Here is a 17,014-nt window from a genome sequence, read left to right as displayed (position 1 = left end):
TTGTGGTAGAAAGTTGTTCCACTTTTCATTATAATAAAAAATATATAACTCGTATTTTGGAATTAATATTCTGATATTCGGAACAGAGGGGCAATGATGAATAAAACGGTCTTAAAAACAAAAGAACTGCTTGATTTGTTTCTCGATTGCGAACGGTTGACGCTGCCGGAAATGGTCGAGCGGCTTCGGATGCCCAAAACGTCGGTGTACCGGATGGCGCAGTCGCTTGTTGTCCTCGGTTTTTTGCAAAAACGAGGCGATTACTATGAGCTCGGTTTAGCCTTCTTGACGTTTGGCGCGCTCGTCGCCGAGCGGCTCGATATTCGCCGGGCGGCGCTGCCGGTGATGAAGCGGCTGAAAGAGGAGACGAACGAAGCGGTGAATCTTGTCATTCGCGACGGCGATGAGGCGCTGTATATTGAAAAAGTCGAGACGTCCGAGCCGGTGCGCGTCTATACGAAAGTCGGGCGGCGCGCCCCTCTGTATGCCGGGGCGTGCCCTCGTGTCTTGCTCGCGTTTATGGACAAGGCGGATCGGGAACGTTATTTAGAACAAGTCGAGCTTGTCAAAATCGCCAAACATACGGTGACCGACAAAGAAGCGCTGCGCCGGTTGTTGGAAGAAGACCGGGACCGCGGCTATACGGTCAGCTATTCTGAGCTGGAAAACTATTCGGCCGCCGTTGCGGTGCCGATTTTCAACCATGAAGGCGCGGCGGTTGCCGGGCTGAGCGTTGCCGGGCCGGAACAGCGCTTTTCGCCAGATGATGTGGCGCGCATCGTTCCGCGATTGAAGCAGGCGGCGATGGACATTTCGCGCGAACTCGGCTTTCGGGGGAAGGGATGACGGTGGAGTATACGTTGTTTCCATTATGCGAATATGCGGTGACGGTTCGGTTTTCAGACCGCATTGACGAGGACGTGAATGATATCGTCCACCAAACGGCCGCCCGGCTTCAGGCCGAGCGAAAAGAAGGCATCGAGGAGATCGTGCCGGCGTTTTCGTCACTCACCATCTACTATGATCCATTGGTGATCGATTACATCGGCATAGGCGCATGGCTAAGGAAAAACATCAGGCGGTCTGAACAAGCGGTGCGGCGTTCGGCGCGGACGGTCGTCATTCCCGTCTGTTACGGCGGCGAATTCGGTCCGGATTTGCCGGATGTCGCTCGTTTCCATGGGATGACAGAAGACGAAGTGATAGCGCTCCATTCGGCCGGACGCTACCGAGTTTATATGATCGGCTTTTCTCCTGGATTTGCCTATTTAGGAGGGCTGTCGCCGCGCTTGGCGACGCCAAGGCGGTCGGTGCCGCGCACAAAAGTGCCTGCCGGTTCGGTCGGCATCGCCGGCGGACAGACGGGCGTCTACCCGCTTGCGACGCCGGGCGGCTGGCAACTGATCGGTCGAACGCCGCTGAAGCTGTTTGACCCGCACCGAGAGAAGCCAAGTTTGCTTGCGGCTGGCGATATCGTCGCGTTTCAGCCGATTGGGGCTGATGAATTTGCACGTTGGAGCGAGGAACATGATTGACGTCATCGAGGCTGGGTTGTTTACAACCGTGCAAGATGGCGGGCGTTTTGGCTACCGGCATGCCGGCGTGCCGGCGGGCGGGGCGATGGATGCGTGGGCGTATCGCCTGGCTAATGCGCTTGTCGGCAACAACGGTGATGAGGCGGTGCTTGAGGCGACGATGGCCGGACCGACGCTTCGGTTTCGCGTCGAGGCCGTCGTTGCGGTATGCGGCGGCGATTTCCCGTGCACGCTCAATGGGCAGCCGATTTCCCTTTGGAAACCGGAGATCGTCAAATCGGGCGATGTGCTCGAAGTAGGGGTGTGTCGGACGGGGTTTCGAGCGTATATCGCTGTATCAGGCGGCATCGACGTCCCGCCCGTGATGGGCAGCCGTTCCACGTACGTTCCAGCCCAGCTTGGCGGGCTTTCAGGCCGCCCGTTGCAGCGGGGCGATGCACTGCCGGTCGGCGTTACTCATGGGCGTCGTGTTATCGGCCGGATGCGTTGGGGTCTTGCTTCGGCCGCCCGCCGCTATATCGGTGGGAAAACGAAAACGGTGCGCGCGGTTCCCGGTCCGGAGTATGACGAATTTACGCCGGCGAGCCGCCGCCAGTTTTTCGCCGCCCGCTATGAGGTGACGACGCAGTCCGATCGGATCGGCTATCGGCTTTCCGGTCCAACGTTGGCGCTTGTGCGCGAGCGGGAGATGGTCTCGGAAGCGGTCGTTTTCGGCACGGTGCAAGTCCCAGCATCCGGCCAGCCGATCGTATTGATGGCGGACAGCCAGACGACCGGCGGCTACTCGCGCATCGCCCAGGTTGCGTCTGTGGATTTGCCGATTCTCGCGCAGGCTCGCCCGGGTGACTTTATCCAATTTCAGCCGATCGGGCCGGAAGAAGCGATGTGGCTTTATAAGGAACAACAGCAACGGCTGACTCGATGGATTACGGCCATTCGCCGTCAATGGGAGGGAGAACGGTGAGGACGATTGATTTGAATTGCGATTTCGGCGAAAGCTTTGGGGTGTATAGGCTTGGGCAGGAAGAAATCTTATCGTACGTGACCTCTGTCAACATCGCCTGTGGGTTTCACGCCGGCGACCCGCTCGTCATGCGGCAGACGGTGCAACTCGCCATCCAGCATGGCGTTGCCATCGGCGCCCACCCGGGGTTTCCGGATTTGCTTGGCTTCGGACGGCGGGCGATGGCCGTTTCGCCGGAAGAAGTGTATGCGTACGTCGTCTACCAAATCGGTGCGCTGGCTGCGTTTGTGAAGGCGGAAGGCGGCGTGATGACGCATGTGAAGCCGCACGGCGCCTTGTACAATATGGCGGCGAAAGACGCGGCGCTGGCCGAAGCGATCGCCAAAGCCGTGCATGATGTCGATCCGATGCTTGTCTTATACGGCATGTCGGGAAGTGAGCTGATCCGAGCGGGTCGCGCCTACGGCTTGTGTACGGCGAGCGAAGTGTTCGCCGACCGGACGTATCAGGCGGACGGTTCGCTCACCCCAAGAAGCGATCCGCGCGCCATCATCGCGGATGAAGACGAAGCGGTCACGCAAGTGCTTATGATGATCCGCGACCGGCGCGTTTGCTCGGTGCAAGGGACGGACGTGGCGATTGAAGCCGACACCGTCTGTCTCCATGGCGACAATGAACAGGCGGTGCGATTTGCCAAGCGGCTCTATCAAGCCTTGCAAAACGAAGGAATCGCCATTCAGGCGGTGCAACAACGGAATAATGGGTGATCGAGAACGACTCATTTCTCACGTACAGCTTTTTTGGTCGGACGGCGTTGTTTCAGTCGCCCCCTCCTACACAGCTTTTCGTTTTTTGTGCTCTTTTTTGCTAACCGCCACATGAAATCAGCATTTATGACAGTCACCTGTTCGATTGGTTACAATAAAAAGTAAGACGATGGAAGGAGAAAGGGGAATAGAGATGTATTATGCCATTCCAACAGTGGTTGTCAGCGAATGCCTCGGCTTTTCTGCCTGCCGGTATAACGGCGATATCATTCACAATTCATTTGTCTCTCGTTTAGGGGAGTTTGCTCGGCTTGTGCCTGTATGCCCAGAAGTGGCCATTGGGCTTGGAGTTCCGCGGGAGACGGTCCGACTTGTGAAACGAGGCGAGGAAAGGCGGCTTGTGCAGTCGTCGACGAACCGAGATTGGACGAGGGAAATGAATGAATTTGCCGCCTCCTTTTTCGGTCAAGTCGGAGAAGTCGATGGATTCATTTTAAAGGGGCGCTCCCCGACGTGCGGCATCAAAGATGTGAGAGTGTATGATGACGAGGAAAGCAACATGTTGCTTGAGAAGGGAGTCGGACTGTTCGCCGAGCATGTTTTCCGACGCTTCCCTAATGCCGCCATTGAGGAAGAAGGGCGCTTGACGAATGCGGCCATTCGCGAACACTTTTTGACGAAGGTGTTTGCGTTGGCTTTATTTCGCGAAGTGAAGGCAAAACGGTCAATGAAGGCGCTCGTGCAATTTCATTCTGAACATAAATATTTATTTATGGCGTACAGTCAAACGTGGCTGAAACAACTTGGACGCTTGGTGGCGAATCGCGACCGCCTCCCGGTCGAACAGGTGCTTGAGGCGTATGGACAAGGATTGCACGCGTTATTTGCCCGCGCTCCACAGCGCCGCTCCCATGTGAACGTTTGCCAACATTTGATGGGCTATTTCAAAAAAGAGATGTCGGCGAAAGAAAAGCAATATGTTTTGGAACTGCTGGCGCAATACCGGGCGCAACAACTGCCGCTCAGCAGTGTGGCGAGCGTCTTGAAATCATGGGCCATTCGCGAAGAAAACGATTATTTGTTGCAACAGCGGTACTTCGCCCCGTACCCGCCTGCTCTCTTAGATGTCCGCGATTCGGGCAAAGGACGAGAAAAGGCGGTGTGAGCGATCGTGCATTCGAAGAAAACAAAAGCCAAAGGGCGATTCGATTGCTCTTTGGCTTTGAACAAGATGGAGAACGAAAGGCGAAAGCCTATCGTTCGCAGGCGATCCCATCTTTATCTCGATCCAATCGTTTGTTGGCATCGTATAATGCTTTCGATACATAAGGCTTATATCTCGTTTTTCCTCCTTTGTTTTTGACAGAGGCGGAGCGAGCCGCGCCCCCTGGATACTCTTTGTTCAGCGCGGTGCAGTTTGGATACGTTTTGATTTTGGTTGCCGCTTCGGCCGAACGGAACGAGTCGAAGAAAAAGCTGGCTGCGAGCGCAAAGGAAAGGACAAGCGAGATCACGAATCTCATCATGTGTTCCTCCCTCTAGAAATGTTGATTTATCAAGGCTTTTCAGCCTCTCAGGGGTGTCCAAAAAATATTTTTCGACAAAATCCCTTACATCCTTTTTCAGTTTTGTGGATATCTTACAGACCTAGGGTGCGCTTCGCGGCCACGGCTGGGTACATTTTCCTTCCGTGGGGAGAAGCGTATTCGATGCACCCTTTGGATCTCCGCGTCGCTGATGAGGACGAACCCTCCCATGTCTCCGGGCGTCTTCGCGCCAACATTCCCTCGTTCGGTCTCGTCATCAGGCGGAGGCCGGCCAAGCTCCTTTGGGGACTCAAGGTCGAATGGATAAAATCACGCCAGCTTCTCCGGTGTCATCCTGTTGTCCAACGATTCTTCCGTTCGCAGGGGGAGGCCTTAGGCCGCCCGTTGCACCTGGGACAAGACGTCCTGTTTCATTCGCTCCGCGTCAAAGGCTTGTTTCTTCATACAAATCGCAAACAGCACATTCAACAGCTTCCGGCATAATGCGACGATGGACTGCTTTCCGGTCAGCGGATTGACGGGGCGGGTCGTGTAATACTCATGCAGCTCGCGAAACGCCTCGTTGTGCCGGATCAGCGGAATCATCGCCCGAAACAGCACCGATCGCAGCCGTTTCCGTCCCCGTTTGGAGATGTGCTTTTGCCCTTTGCGCTGGCCGGAGGAGTTCTCTTTGAGCGTCAGGCCCGCCAACTTCACCAATTGACGCGGGTCCCGATAGTGGGCGAAGCTGCCGATCTCCGCCAGCAGATCGATGATCGTGGCGTCTCCCAACCCGTCGACCGTTTTCAGCCATTGATACTCCATCGTCGTTTGAACCAACGCCTTCAACTCGGCGTCCAACGCGGCGATCTCAGCCTCCAATTGGCGGTATCGGCGGACGAGCGCGGCGATTTCAAACCGGGCCATCGTCGTCCCTTCCGTCACCCCAATCGAGTCCTTTGCGGCGTCGATCAACGCCCGAATCTTGGTTTTCTGCGGGCTTTTCAACCCTTCGCTTTGCCGGTACACCTCGATGAGCTCCTCGGCGGATCGGCCCGCCATATCAGCCGGAAGCGGCGTCCACTCCAGCACCGAAAGCGCCGTTTTTCCCACGTCGCGAAACAGCGTCCAAAACTCCGGAAAATACCGGTCGGTCCAGTGGGTAATCGCGTTTTTCACCGCCGTCTGTTCCTTGCGGAACTTTTCTTTGAGGGTGCTCCCGACGCGCAAATCGGCTTCGATCTCGTGCAGCAGCCGGGGGACGAGGAATCGTCCGTCTTTCGCCAGTCTGGCGATGACCAGGGCGTTTTTGGCGTCATGTTTCGTCGGCAGATTGTCATCGAGTTCTTTCGACCGGCACACATGCGCCGGGTTGACCATGACCAACGGGATCCCGTGCTCCTCGAGGAAGTAGGCCAGGTTCAACCAGTAGTGCCCGGTCGGCTCCACCGCGACGATCACCTGCGGCTTTCCGAACGCTTGCATCGCCTCCTGAATCGCTTCATACAGCTGGCGAAAGCCCTTTTTCGACTGGAAGATCGGGAACGATTTGCGAAGCACACGCCCCCGGTCATCCACGAAGCAGGCGTAGTGGGTTCGTTTCGCGATATCGATGCCCACGACAAGCGTTTGTTCGGTGACTTGATCAATTTTATAGTTTTGTGTACAATTCATCTGAAGTCCTCCTTGGTATGGTGAGTGATGTGTTTGACACCCCTGCATCATACCAAGAGGGCTTTTTTTGATCAAGTCCCCGGAAAAGCTCCTAACGGGAATGCTCCTCTTTGCAACATAATGGTAAGCTTTTCTAGAATCATATTTTGCCATATTTGCTTTCGTCTATCAACCAAAAACGAACAAGCAAATGATGACGGGCCAAGAAAGGGGAAACGGTATGCACGGAGCAGACATCAAAGCGATCGTCTTTGATTTGGACGGAACATTATACGAGGAAACGGAGCATTTTGACTATTATGCCGAGCAGGTGGCGAAACGTCTTCGTGAAGCAGATCGGCCGCGCTTTTGGGACGACTACCGCGCCGTGCTCGCCGGTTGTCATCCGCTTCGAATCGGGAGCGTGTACGATGCGAAAGAAGATTTGATTGTATGGCTCGAAGAAGGCGAGGTTCGTAAGGCGTTCCGCTGGAGCGGCGAGCCGTTGACGAAGCGGGAAATCGAAACGGTTTACACGAAGCCGGTGGCGGTCGACTTGGACCGCTTTTTCAGCATCGGCGACCTTTGGTGGGTGCCAAGCTCGATCGGCCGCCATTACGGATTGACGAACGAAGACACCTACGCGGCGTTTTTGGAGACGCGCGAATGGATGATGGGGCCGAAATTCAAAATGAACGGGGCGCCGAGGTTGGCGGAGACGCTCGCCGAGTTGCGCGAAAAAGCGGTGCTTGTGTTGATGACGAACAGCCCGGAGTCGGACAGCGAAGCCATTTTGCGGAAGCTGGGGTTGGCAGATGCATTTGACCATAAAATTTTCCGAGCTGCCAAACCGATGAAAACGGCCGCCCACTTGGAAGCAATCCGGGCGCGTTTTGGCGTCGACTATCGGCAAATGCTTTGCGTCGGCGACAACATCGGCAATGACATCGCTCCAGCCCGCCGGCTCGGCTGCCGGACGATGTTGATCGACACCTATGGCTTGGCGAAACAAGGGGATGCAGATTTCATCGTCGCTTCGACGTCGGCTTGTGTGCCGGTGTTGCGCCGCCTGTTGTAGGCGGTGTATTTTTTTGTTTTGTATATTCTGAAAATTGTTGAAAATATTCATGAGAGCGTGTACAATAAAAAAACAGCCGGCTATATACCAACCGGTCAGTAAAAAAGCTATCCAATGCTGCTTGCGCGGCGGTTGCCGCAGTGAACGATCGCGTGAAAAGGAGGAGGGGAACGGAATGAATTCGAGACATTACCCGTATTGGCCGAAACGGCTCTCAAAAACGCTGGCTGTGCCGGAGACGACGCTCATCGATCATCTCGAAACGTCCGCGAAGCGCTATCCGAACAAAACGGCGATTTACTATTACGGAGCCGCGTATTCGTACAAACAGCTGCTCCGTGAAGTGAACGCGTTGGCCGGCTATTTGCAGCAAAAGCTGTCCGTCAAACCGGGCGACCGCGTTCTCTTGTACATGCAAAATTCTCCGCAGTTTGTCATCTCCTACTATGCCATTTTGCGCGCTGAAGCGATCGTCGTGCCGATCAATCCGATGAACACCTCAGAGGAGCTTTCCTTTTACGTCAATGATTGCGAAACGAGAGCCGCCATCGTTGGGCAGGAGCTGCTTGACAAAGCGGCCCCGCTCCTTGGACGAACGGCGTTGGAACAAATCATAGTCGCCGCTTATTCTGATTATGCTTCCGATGAATCGCCGGTTTCGCTTCCGGCTGAAGTGGCGGCGCCGCGGCGGGCCATTGGGGATGAGCGCATTCTTTTATGGTTGGACTGCCTCAGCGCCCAATTGCCGCCGCTTCCATACAACAGCCATGTTGATGACATCGCCGTCTTGCCGTACACGTCCGGGACGACCGGGGTGCCAAAAGGCTGCATCCACCCGCACCGGACGGTGAACGCCAACATCGTCGGCGCCTACCACTGGGGCGATGTGACGAGCGATTCGGTCGCGTTGGCGACGCTGCCGTTTTTCCATGTCACGGGGATGGTCCATAGCATGCATACGCCGATTTTCGCCGGCGCCGCCATGGTGTTGATGACGCGCTGGGATCGGGACGCGGCCGCCCGGCTGATTGAATTGCACCGCTGCACGCATTGGGTGAACATCAGCACGATGCTGATCGACTTTTTGGCCAACCCGGCGCTTGGCCGGTATGACATTTCCTCGCTTTCGAGCATTTCCGGCGGCGGAGCGGCGCTTCCGGAAGCGGTCGGGGAAAAATTGTTCCAGCTCACCGGCGTCCGTTATTTTGAAGGCTACGGGCTGACGGAGACGATTTCGCAGACGCATTTCAATCCGCCGGACCGGCCGAAATTGCAATGTCTCGGCGTTCCGTCGTTTGACGTCGACGCGCGCATCATCGACCCGGCGACGGGGCGGGAGCTTGGCGTCGGCGAAGTCGGGGAGATCGTCGTTTGTGGTCCGCAAGTGTTCCGCGGCTATTACCGGCGTGAAAAAGAAACGGAAGAAGCGTTCATCGAGCTCGACGGCAAGCGGTTTTTCCGCACCGGCGACATCGGGCGGATGGATGAGGAAGGCTACTTTTTCATCGTCGACCGCGTCAAACGGATGATCAACGCTTCTGGATACAAAGTGTGGCCGACCGAAGTCGAGTCGCTTTTGTACAAACATCCGGCTGTTCAGCAGGCGTGCGTCGTCGGCGTGCCGGATCCGCGCCGCGGCGAAACGGTGAAGGCGTTTATCGTCCTTCATGACGAGTATGTCGGCAAAGTAACGGAAGAAGAGATCATTGAATGGTCCAAGACGCAAATGGCGGCGTACAAATATCCGCGCCTCGTCGAATTCCGCTCGTCGCTGCCGATGACGTCAAGCGGCAAGTTGCTTTGGCGAAAATTGCAGGAAGAGGAATATGAAAAAGCGGGGAAAGGGGTGAACGCCTGATGGCGAAGACGGTCGAAACCGTCCTTGGCCCAGTGCCGGTGGAACAGCTTGGCAAAACGCTCATCCACGAGCATTTCCTCTTCGGCTATCCAGGGTTTCAAGGCGATGTGACGCGCGGCACGTTCCGCGAAGACGAGGCGCTTCGCGTCGCAGTCGAGGCGGCGGAAAAGATGAAGCGGCACGGCATTCAAACGGTTGTCGATCCGACGCCGAACGACTGCGGGCGCAACCCGGCATTTTTGCGGCGCGTTGCTGAAGAGACAGGGATGAACATTATTTGCGCCACCGGCTATTATTATGAAGGGGAAGGGGCGCCGCCGTACTTCCAATTCCGCCGGCTTCTCGGAACAGCGGAAGATGATATTTACGATATGTTTATGGCCGAGCTGACCGAGGGCATTGCCGATACCGGAATCAAGGCGGGTGTCATCAAGCTCGCCTCGAGCAAAGGGCGCATCACCGAGTACGAAAAGATGTTCTTCCGCGCTGCCGCCCGCGCGCAAAAAGAGACGGGTGCGGTCATCATCACCCATACGCAAGAAGGAACGATGGGGCCGGAACAAGCCGCCTATTTGCTTGAGCACGGCGCCGATCCGAAAAAAATTGTCATCGGCCATATGTGCGGCAACACGGACCCGGACTATCATCGAAAGACGCTTGCTTACGGCGTTTACATCGCTTTTGACCGCTTCGGCATCCAAGGGATGGTCGGCGCGCCGACTGATGAGGAGCGGGTGCGGACGCTCCTTGCTCTGCTCCGCGATGGGTACGAGAAACAAATTATGCTGTCGCATGACACTGTCAACGTTTGGCTCGGTCGTCCGTTTACGCTGCCGGAACCGTTTGCGGAAATGATGAAAAATTGGCATGTCGAGCATTTGTTTGTGAACCTCATTCCCGCGCTGAAAAATGCAGGAGTCCGCGACGAAGTGCTTGAGCAAATGTTCATCGGCAATCCGGCGGCGTTGTTCTCGTCTTGACGCCGTTTGCAAGGTCGATAAAAACCGCGTTTTCTTCAAAATCGTTGTTGCCAACGCGCGGAAAAGCGGTTGTTGATCATCCTGAACCGAGAAGACCCCACACTTCCACGCGTGAGCGTAGGTGGAGAGCGTTCAAGAGCGAAATCTCCATGGTCCGAGCGTTTTTTTCGTTCCATCACCAGCTTTTTTGGGCAACGTTGTGTTGCCTGCAAAAGGCTGTTCAAAAGGTGAATAGAAAACCGCTGTCATCAGGCTTCAATTGGCCGACGGCGGTTTTTTTTGTTTGGACGGGAGTCCGTTTTTTTCCATTCCCATGAATAATTTTCCTGTTGGGTTGAACAATAAGGAAAGACATGAGTAAAAGCGAAAGGGGGAGAAAAGGTGCCGTCCATCGAAAAGAGACTCCTGCTCTTCTCTTTCGTTGCCATCGCCTTGTACGTGTCGCCGTACTTTGTGCTCGGTGAAGATGCGCATATGCGCGTTCATGACAATTTGGATTCCAACATCGCTTGGTATAAGGTGCTCACTCGAAGCGGTGAGCTGTTCGGACCGGTCGATGGGGTCATTCCGCAAATCATCAACGGCCTGCCGCGCAACGCGTTCGGCACAGAATTCAGCGGCATCGTTTGGCTTCACGCCCTGTTTCCATCCATTTACGCCTATGGGCTCAGTCAAGCCGCAACCCGCGTATTGGCGTTCATCGGCATGTATTTGCTGCTGCGAAAACATGTGCTGCCGGGCGAGCGCTGGGGATGGATTCGCATCGGCTCTTCGTTGACGTTTGCCTTGACGCCGTTTTGGCCATCGGGAATGTTAAGTACGCTCGGGATGCCGCTTGCGCTTTGGGCGTTTTTAAACATTCGGGGCGGCGAGCGTTCATGGGTGAACTGGGCGGTGTTGACGCTTTTGCCGCTCTATTCGAGCTTCGTGCTTGGATTTTTCTTTTTCTTGAGCGCGCTTGGGATTTGGTGGCTCATTGATGTCATCCGCGGCAAGGGTTGGAATTGGCGGTTTTTGGCGGCCATCGTCTATATGACGATGCTCTATTTGGCGGTCGATTACCGGCTTGTCCATTCGCTCTTGTTTTCCAATGAGCCGACAAGCCGCGACGAATATTTCCACGCCCGTCTGCCGCTTTGGCGCGTCATCCGGCTGACGTTCAAAAACTATGTGCTCGGCCACACCCACGTCATGACCGTGCATGGGCTCGTCATTTTACCGGTGACGCTCGTTGCCTTGTACATTGTATGGAAGCGGAAAAGCTGGCGGCGGGAGAAACTGTTTTTGATTTTGCACGGGTTGAACTTCGCGCTGTCGACATGGTATGCGTTTTGGTTTTACAAAGGATGGCTGCCGCTCACCGAACGGTTTGATTTGCTCGATAAGTTCAATTTCGCCCGCTACCATTTTTTGCGGCCAATGGTGATTTACGTCTTGTTTGCACTGGCGCTGAAAATTTTTTGGCAGGAAGGCCGAAGGTGGCGGGCGGTCGTTGCGGCGGCCATTGTCTTGCAGCTTGTCGTGCTTGCTTTATGCAATGAGGAAATCGTCTACCGCGACAAGCCGTCGTTTCGCGAGTTTTACGCGGAAAAGCAGTTTGCCGCCATTCGCCGCTATATCGGCCGACCGGTGCATACATACCGTGTCGCCAGCATCGGCATCCACCCGGCGATCGCTCAATACAACGGCTTTTACACACTCGATACGTACAACAACTTTTATCCGCTCGAATACAAGCATCGGTTTCGCCGCATCATCGCCAAGGAGCTCGCGAAAAACAAAAAACTGCGCCAGTATTTCGATGAATGGGGCGGGCGCTGCTATTTGTTCGTCGATGAGCTGGGCAAGCGGTATATGTTTCAGAAAAACTCGAAGCGGACGATTCGCAACTTGGAATTGAACACAAACGTGTTTTATGACATGGGCGGGCGCTACATTTTTTCAGCGCTGCCGATTGAAAATGCCAGCAAAAACGCCTTGAGCCTTGAGCGGGTGTTCCGTTCCAAAGAGTCCGCGTGGACCATCTATTTATACAAAGTCGTGCCGGAGGGAGGAAGGTGACATGTTCGAACCGACGTTGGCTATTGTTGTGCCGTGTTACAACGAAGAAGAGGTGCTGCCGGAGACGATCCGCCGCTTACGGGAGTTGCGCGAACAATTGATTGAAGAGCAGCTCATTTCATCCAACAGCGCGCTTTTGTTCGTCGATGACGGCAGCTGTGATGACACATGGAAGATCATATACAAAGCGAGTTTGCGCCACCCGGAAGTGAAAGGGCTGAAACTGGCGCATAACGCCGGGCATCAAAACGCGCTGCTTGCTGGGCTGTTCGCCGCGAAAAGGCATGCCGATTGCCTCATTTCGATCGACGCCGATTTGCAAGATGATGTAGCGGCGATTCGGGAATTTGTGCAAAAGTTTCGCGAAGGCTATGACATCGTCTACGGCGTGCGCCGGCGGCGCGATGCCGATACATGGTTCAAGCGCCATACGGCGCAAGGGTTTTATCGGTTGATGAAGGCGTTTGGCGTCGATCTCGTTTACAATCACGCCGACTATCGCCTTATGAGCCGGCGCGCTGTGGACGCGCTTGAACAGTTCGGGGAAGTGAACTTGTTTTTGCGCGGCATCGTTCCACTTTTGGGCTTTCGGTCGGCGACGGTTTATTATGACCGAAAAGAGCGGCTGGCCGGGAAAACGAAATATCCGCTGAAAAAAATGATCGCCTTTGCGCTTGACGGCGTGACGTCGTTCAGCGTCACCCCGATCCGTTTCATTTCGCTCGTTGGGTTTCTCTCGTTTGTCGTCAGCTTGATGTTTGGCGCCTATTTTCTTTTTCTCAAATGGGTCGGGCATACGGAAACGGGTTGGACGTCGCTCATTACGTCCATCTGGCTGTTAGGGGGCTTGCAGCTGATGGCGCTCGGGCTGATTGGTGAATATATTGGAAAAATTTACAAAGAAACGAAACGGCGGCCGCGCTATATCATCGATTTGGATTTGTGGAATTGGCCGCTGCCGCAGCGGCTGTCGCCAGCGGCGCCGTCCGAAGAGGGAGGGGCGGCCGAATGGCCGCGTTCGTAATGGAACAAAAAGGGAGGTGCGCTTTGGCGGCCGCCTTTTTTCTTTGTCTTGCAATTCAAAAAAAGAAAGAGTAGACTGATGGATGGGGAGAATGGATCATTCCATTGGCCGAAAATACGGCGAAAGTCAGTGTATGGCCGGCGAAAAGGCTTGGAAAGGGGAGAAACCGGAAATGGCCAATTGGCATGAATGGGCGGAACTGCTCGAGCGGGTAAGAGAGGAGAATCCGCTCGTCCATAATATCACGAATGTCGTTGTGACGAATTTTACGGCAAATGGGCTGCTTGCGCTTGGCGCTTCGCCGGTGATGGCGTATGCGAAAGAGGAAGTGGGCGAGATGGCGAAGCTCGCTGGAGCGCTTGTCCTCAATATTGGGACGTTGAATGACAAAGAGGTGGAAGCGATGCTTGTCGCCGGCCAGGCGGCCAATGAAGCCGGCGTGCCGGTCATTTTCGACCCGGTCGGGGCCGGGGCCACGCGCTACCGGACGGAGACGGCGCGCCGCATCGCGGAACAAGTCAAGCTCGCCGTGATCCGTGGCAATGCGGCGGAGATCGCCAATATGATCGGTGAGGCGTGGGCGATTAAAGGAGTCGACGCCGGCGGAGGAAGCGGCGATCGAGTGGCGTTGGCCAAACGGGCGGCGGAGCAGCTCGGCGCCGTTGTCGCGATTACTGGAAAAGAGGACGTCGTTGCGGACGGACAGACGACGTATCTTATTCAGAACGGCCATCCGTTGTTGACAAAAGTGACCGGAGCGGGCTGCTTGCTGACATCGGTTGTCGGAGCGTTTGCGGCCGTTGAGCGCGATGCGGCGGCAGCGGCGGTGGCCGCGCTTGTGTATTACGGCGTCGCAGCGGAGCAGGCGGCGGCCAAAGCCGGGGAGCGCGGACCGGGCAGCTTCCAGACGGCGTTTTTGGACGCGTTGGCGTATACAAGCGTCGATGATGTCAAACGGTATGGCCGGGTGGAACAACGGTAAAAGGGGAGGAGAAACACGATGGTGTACAAAGCGTTGACGATTGCCGGGTCGGACAGCGGCGGCGGCGCCGGCATCCAAGCCGATCTCAAAACGTTCCAGGAGCTCGGCGTCTTTGGCATGTCAGCGATCACGGCGGTGACGGCGCAAAACACACTTGGCGTGCAAGGCGTCTTTCCGCTGTCGGCGGAAGCCGTCGCCGCCCAGATCGAATCGGTGGCCGCCGATTTAGGCGCGGATGCGGTGAAAACCGGCATGCTCTTTAGTGCCGAGATCATTCGTACGGTTGCTGAACAAGTGAAAAAACATAAATGGGAGCGGCTGGTCGTCGACCCGGTGATGATCGCCAAAGGCGGCGCTCCGCTGTTGCAAGAGGAAGCGGTGGCCGCGCTGAAAGAAGAGCTGCTGCCGATGGCGCTTGTCATTACACCGAACATTCCAGAAGCGGAAGCGTTGACGGGCGTTGTCATCCGCACGATGGATGACCGCCGTGAAGCCGCGCGCCTCCTCCACCGGATGGGCGCCCGCTATGTCGTCGTGAAAGGCGGCCATGACGATGATGGCGAAGAAACCGTCGACTTGCTGTATAACGGCAGCGAATTTTCCTATTTTAAAAGCAAGCGAATTGACACGCGCCATACGCACGGAACGGGGTGTACATTTGCCGCGGCGATCGCCGCTGAGCTGGCGAAAGGGCGGCATCCTGTCGACGCTGTCGCGACGGCGAAGGCGTTTGTGCAATCGGCGATTGCCCATCCGCTCGGCATCGGCCAAGGCCATGGGCCGACGAACCATTGGGCGTACCGCCAATACGGAGAGTGAGAACGATGGCGCGCATCGCGAGCGGTGAAATGAAGGAGCGGCTGGCTGTTTACTTCATTATGGGAAGCCAAAACAGCGAACGTCCGGCCGCCGATGTGCTGAAAGAAGCGCTTGACGGCGGTGTGACGTTGTTTCAATTCCGCGAAAAAGGGCCGGGCGCTTTAAAAGGGGCGGACAAAGAGGAGCTCGCCCGGCAGCTGCAGCACCTTTGCCGCGCTTATGGGGTGCCGTTTATCGTCAACGATGACGTCGAGCTGGCTCTCGCCATTGATGCCGACGGCGTCCACGTCGGTCAAGACGATGAGGACGCGCGGCGCGTGCGGGAAAAAATCGGCGATAAAATTTTGGGCGTCTCAGCGCACAACGTCGAAGAAGCGATGGCGGCCGTTGAGGCGGGCGCCGATTACCTCGGCGTCGGCCCGATTTACCCGACCAGTTCGAAAGAGGATGCAAAGGAAGCGCAAGGACCGGATGTTCTCCGCCGCTTGCGCGAAGCCGGCATCACCATTCCAATCGTCGCCATTGGCGGCATTACGGCTGCGAACGCCAAAACCGTTGTGGAAGCCGGGGCGGATGGGGTATCCGTCATCAGCGCCATCGCTTCGGCTCCGTCGCCAAAGGCGGCGGCCGCCGCCTTAGCGGAAGCGGTGCGGGCAGCTCGCACGCGCTGAATGAAAAAGTCGGTTTCCACTTGTAGGCAAAGCGCCATAAATGGAAAAAGGTGTCCCGTTGATATTTCGGGACACCTTCTTTTTTGACTGCTAGGTCGTTGTCTGCCGCCAGTTCGGCCATCGCCATTCCAACAGCGGCCGCACGAGCCGGGCGACCGGCTTGCTTCCAAGGATGAGCATCATGGCAACCGACAGTGCAAGCAGAAGCGGATAGCCGTGCACATCCATAATAAAGTCTGGGAATGGCGTCTCGTGCAAATATTTTAAAATAAACCCGTGCAAGATATAGATGCAAAACGTGCGCGCCCCGAGCACGGAAAAGGAGAAGCGACGGCTCGGGATGAGCGACAGAAAGCCAAACATCATGAGCAGGCTCGCCCCATAAATGGCGAGGCGGCTCGCAATGCCGGCTGGTTCCGAGACGCCGAGCGTATCGTACGATTTCGAGCCGTACAGCCAATCTTGCGGCAAATCCGGAAACCCGAAATGGATGACGAAAAACATGCTAACAAGCACAAATAGCGAAACGAGGCGCACTGGGGCGGCAAACAAGCGCTCGATCGCCGACTTTTGAAAGAAAAATCCAAGCAAAAAGAACGGGAAAAACGTGAGCGTCCGCGACAAGCTCAGCCATTTTTCCGCTTCCATCATGCCGCCGGTCAAGCCGAGAAGAAGCGCCATCGGCAATGCGATCCGCTTTGGCAGCCGGCCGAACCATAACAGCAGCACGTTCCAGCTAAACAGGCTGAGCAAAAACCATAAACTCCAATGCGGGGTCAATAAGTCAAGTTCCAGCGACTGTTTGTCATACAGGAAGAAATAGTAGATCGAATACAGCAGCTGGAACAGAACGTACGGGATGAGCAATTTTTTCGTGATTTTTTGCAAGTAGCCGTGCTCATGGAATTTTTTGGCGAAATAGCCGGAAATGAAAATGAACGCTGGCATGTGGAAAAAGAAAATCCACGTATACAAGCTGTGCACCCATAAGACGCCGTCAATGTACGGGCGTAGAAAGTGGCCAAACACGACGAGGAGCATGAGCGCGCATTTCGCGTTGTCAAAATAATAGTCCCGCTCCTTCATAGTGTTTCCT

The 17,014-nt window shown here is 55.7% G+C and carries 16 protein-coding genes; 13 read left to right on the top strand and 3 right to left on the bottom strand.

Annotated features, from left to right (window positions below; genetic code table 11):
* The first annotated feature begins 96 nt into the window (after positions 1-96).
* The 5 genes from GC56T3_RS10555 (at position 97) to GC56T3_RS10535 (ending at position 4,431) form a co-directional block, all read left to right on the top strand.
* Complete coding sequence (locus GC56T3_RS10555; protein WP_013145506.1) at positions 97-846, top strand: IclR family transcriptional regulator; 750 nt, start codon at positions 97-99, stop codon at positions 844-846.
* Positions 843-1,535: a 5-oxoprolinase subunit PxpB gene (gene pxpB / locus GC56T3_RS10550; protein ID WP_013145505.1), complete on the top strand. Its 693-nt coding sequence runs from the start codon at positions 843-845 to the stop codon at positions 1,533-1,535. The genes GC56T3_RS10555 and pxpB overlap by 4 nt, the downstream gene beginning before the upstream one ends.
* Entirely contained in the window at positions 1,528-2,499 is a 972-nt protein-coding gene (locus tag GC56T3_RS10545; RefSeq protein ID WP_013145504.1) for a biotin-dependent carboxyltransferase family protein, read from the top strand. The genes pxpB and GC56T3_RS10545 overlap by 8 nt, the downstream gene beginning before the upstream one ends.
* Positions 2,496-3,266: a 5-oxoprolinase subunit PxpA gene (locus tag GC56T3_RS10540; protein WP_013145503.1), complete on the top strand. Its 771-nt coding sequence runs from the start codon at positions 2,496-2,498 to the stop codon at positions 3,264-3,266. Before GC56T3_RS10545 ends, GC56T3_RS10540 begins: the two co-directional genes overlap by 4 nt.
* Positions 3,267-3,459: 193 nt before the next feature.
* Complete coding sequence (locus GC56T3_RS10535; RefSeq protein WP_013145502.1) at positions 3,460-4,431, top strand: DUF523 and DUF1722 domain-containing protein; 972 nt, start codon at positions 3,460-3,462, stop codon at positions 4,429-4,431.
* An 88-nt stretch (positions 4,432-4,519) separates the two neighbouring features.
* On the opposite strand, the gene GC56T3_RS10530 is transcribed toward GC56T3_RS10535, so the two are convergent.
* Positions 4,520-4,789, bottom strand: a complete 270-nt coding sequence (locus GC56T3_RS10530; RefSeq protein ID WP_013145501.1) for an excalibur calcium-binding domain-containing protein — start codon at positions 4,787-4,789, stop codon at positions 4,520-4,522.
* A 396-nt stretch (positions 4,790-5,185) separates the two neighbouring features.
* Entirely contained in the window at positions 5,186-6,466 is a 1,281-nt protein-coding gene (locus GC56T3_RS10525; protein ID WP_041468437.1) for an IS110 family transposase, read from the bottom strand.
* 220 nt (positions 6,467-6,686) lie between these two features.
* On the opposite strand from GC56T3_RS10525, the gene GC56T3_RS10520 reads away from it, so the two are divergent.
* From GC56T3_RS10520 to thiE, 8 genes are all read left to right on the top strand, one after another.
* Positions 6,687-7,523: an HAD family hydrolase gene (locus GC56T3_RS10520; protein ID WP_013145500.1), complete on the top strand. Its 837-nt coding sequence runs from the start codon at positions 6,687-6,689 to the stop codon at positions 7,521-7,523.
* Between the two features lie 175 nt (positions 7,524-7,698).
* The gene (locus tag GC56T3_RS10515) at positions 7,699-9,381 is read left to right on the top strand and encodes a long-chain fatty acid--CoA ligase (protein ID WP_013145499.1); all 1,683 of its coding nucleotides are present in this window, start codon (positions 7,699-7,701) and stop codon (positions 9,379-9,381) included.
* On the top strand, positions 9,381-10,361 hold the full coding sequence (locus GC56T3_RS10510) for a phosphotriesterase (RefSeq protein WP_013145498.1): 981 nt from the start codon (positions 9,381-9,383) through the stop codon (positions 10,359-10,361). Before GC56T3_RS10515 ends, GC56T3_RS10510 begins: the two co-directional genes overlap by 1 nt.
* A 381-nt stretch (positions 10,362-10,742) precedes the next feature.
* Positions 10,743-12,422 carry a DUF6044 family protein gene (locus GC56T3_RS10505; protein WP_013145497.1) on the top strand — a complete coding sequence of 560 codons (1,680 nt, stop codon included), beginning with the start codon at positions 10,743-10,745 and terminating at the stop codon, positions 12,420-12,422.
* A 1-nt stretch (position 12,423) separates the two neighbouring features.
* Positions 12,424-13,446: a glycosyltransferase family 2 protein gene (locus tag GC56T3_RS10500; RefSeq protein WP_013145496.1), complete on the top strand. Its 1,023-nt coding sequence runs from the start codon at positions 12,424-12,426 to the stop codon at positions 13,444-13,446.
* A gap of 172 nt (positions 13,447-13,618) precedes the next feature.
* Positions 13,619-14,428 carry a hydroxyethylthiazole kinase gene (gene thiM / locus GC56T3_RS10495; protein ID WP_013145495.1) on the top strand — a complete coding sequence of 270 codons (810 nt, stop codon included), beginning with the start codon at positions 13,619-13,621 and terminating at the stop codon, positions 14,426-14,428.
* An 18-nt stretch (positions 14,429-14,446) separates the two neighbouring features.
* Positions 14,447-15,247 carry a bifunctional hydroxymethylpyrimidine kinase/phosphomethylpyrimidine kinase gene (gene thiD, locus GC56T3_RS10490; protein WP_013145494.1) on the top strand — a complete coding sequence of 267 codons (801 nt, stop codon included), beginning with the start codon at positions 14,447-14,449 and terminating at the stop codon, positions 15,245-15,247.
* A gap of 5 nt (positions 15,248-15,252) precedes the next feature.
* Positions 15,253-15,918 (top strand): thiamine phosphate synthase, encoded by a 666-nt coding sequence (gene thiE / locus GC56T3_RS10485; RefSeq protein WP_013145493.1) that lies wholly within the window; start codon positions 15,253-15,255, stop codon positions 15,916-15,918.
* A 90-nt stretch (positions 15,919-16,008) separates the two neighbouring features.
* Here thiE and GC56T3_RS10480 read toward each other — a convergent pair whose 3' ends face one another.
* Positions 16,009-17,004, bottom strand: coding sequence for an acyltransferase family protein (locus GC56T3_RS10480; RefSeq protein ID WP_013145492.1), 996 nt, complete (start codon positions 17,002-17,004; stop codon positions 16,009-16,011).
* Positions 17,005-17,014 lie beyond the last annotated feature (10 nt).

Origin of the sequence: Geobacillus sp. C56-T3, assembly GCF_000092445.1 — a bacterium.
In the GTDB taxonomy this organism is placed as follows: domain Bacteria; phylum Bacillota; class Bacilli; order Bacillales; family Anoxybacillaceae; genus Geobacillus; species Geobacillus thermoleovorans.
Note: the sequence above shows the minus strand (reverse complement) of the source record. Positions and strands in the feature narration are given on the sequence as shown.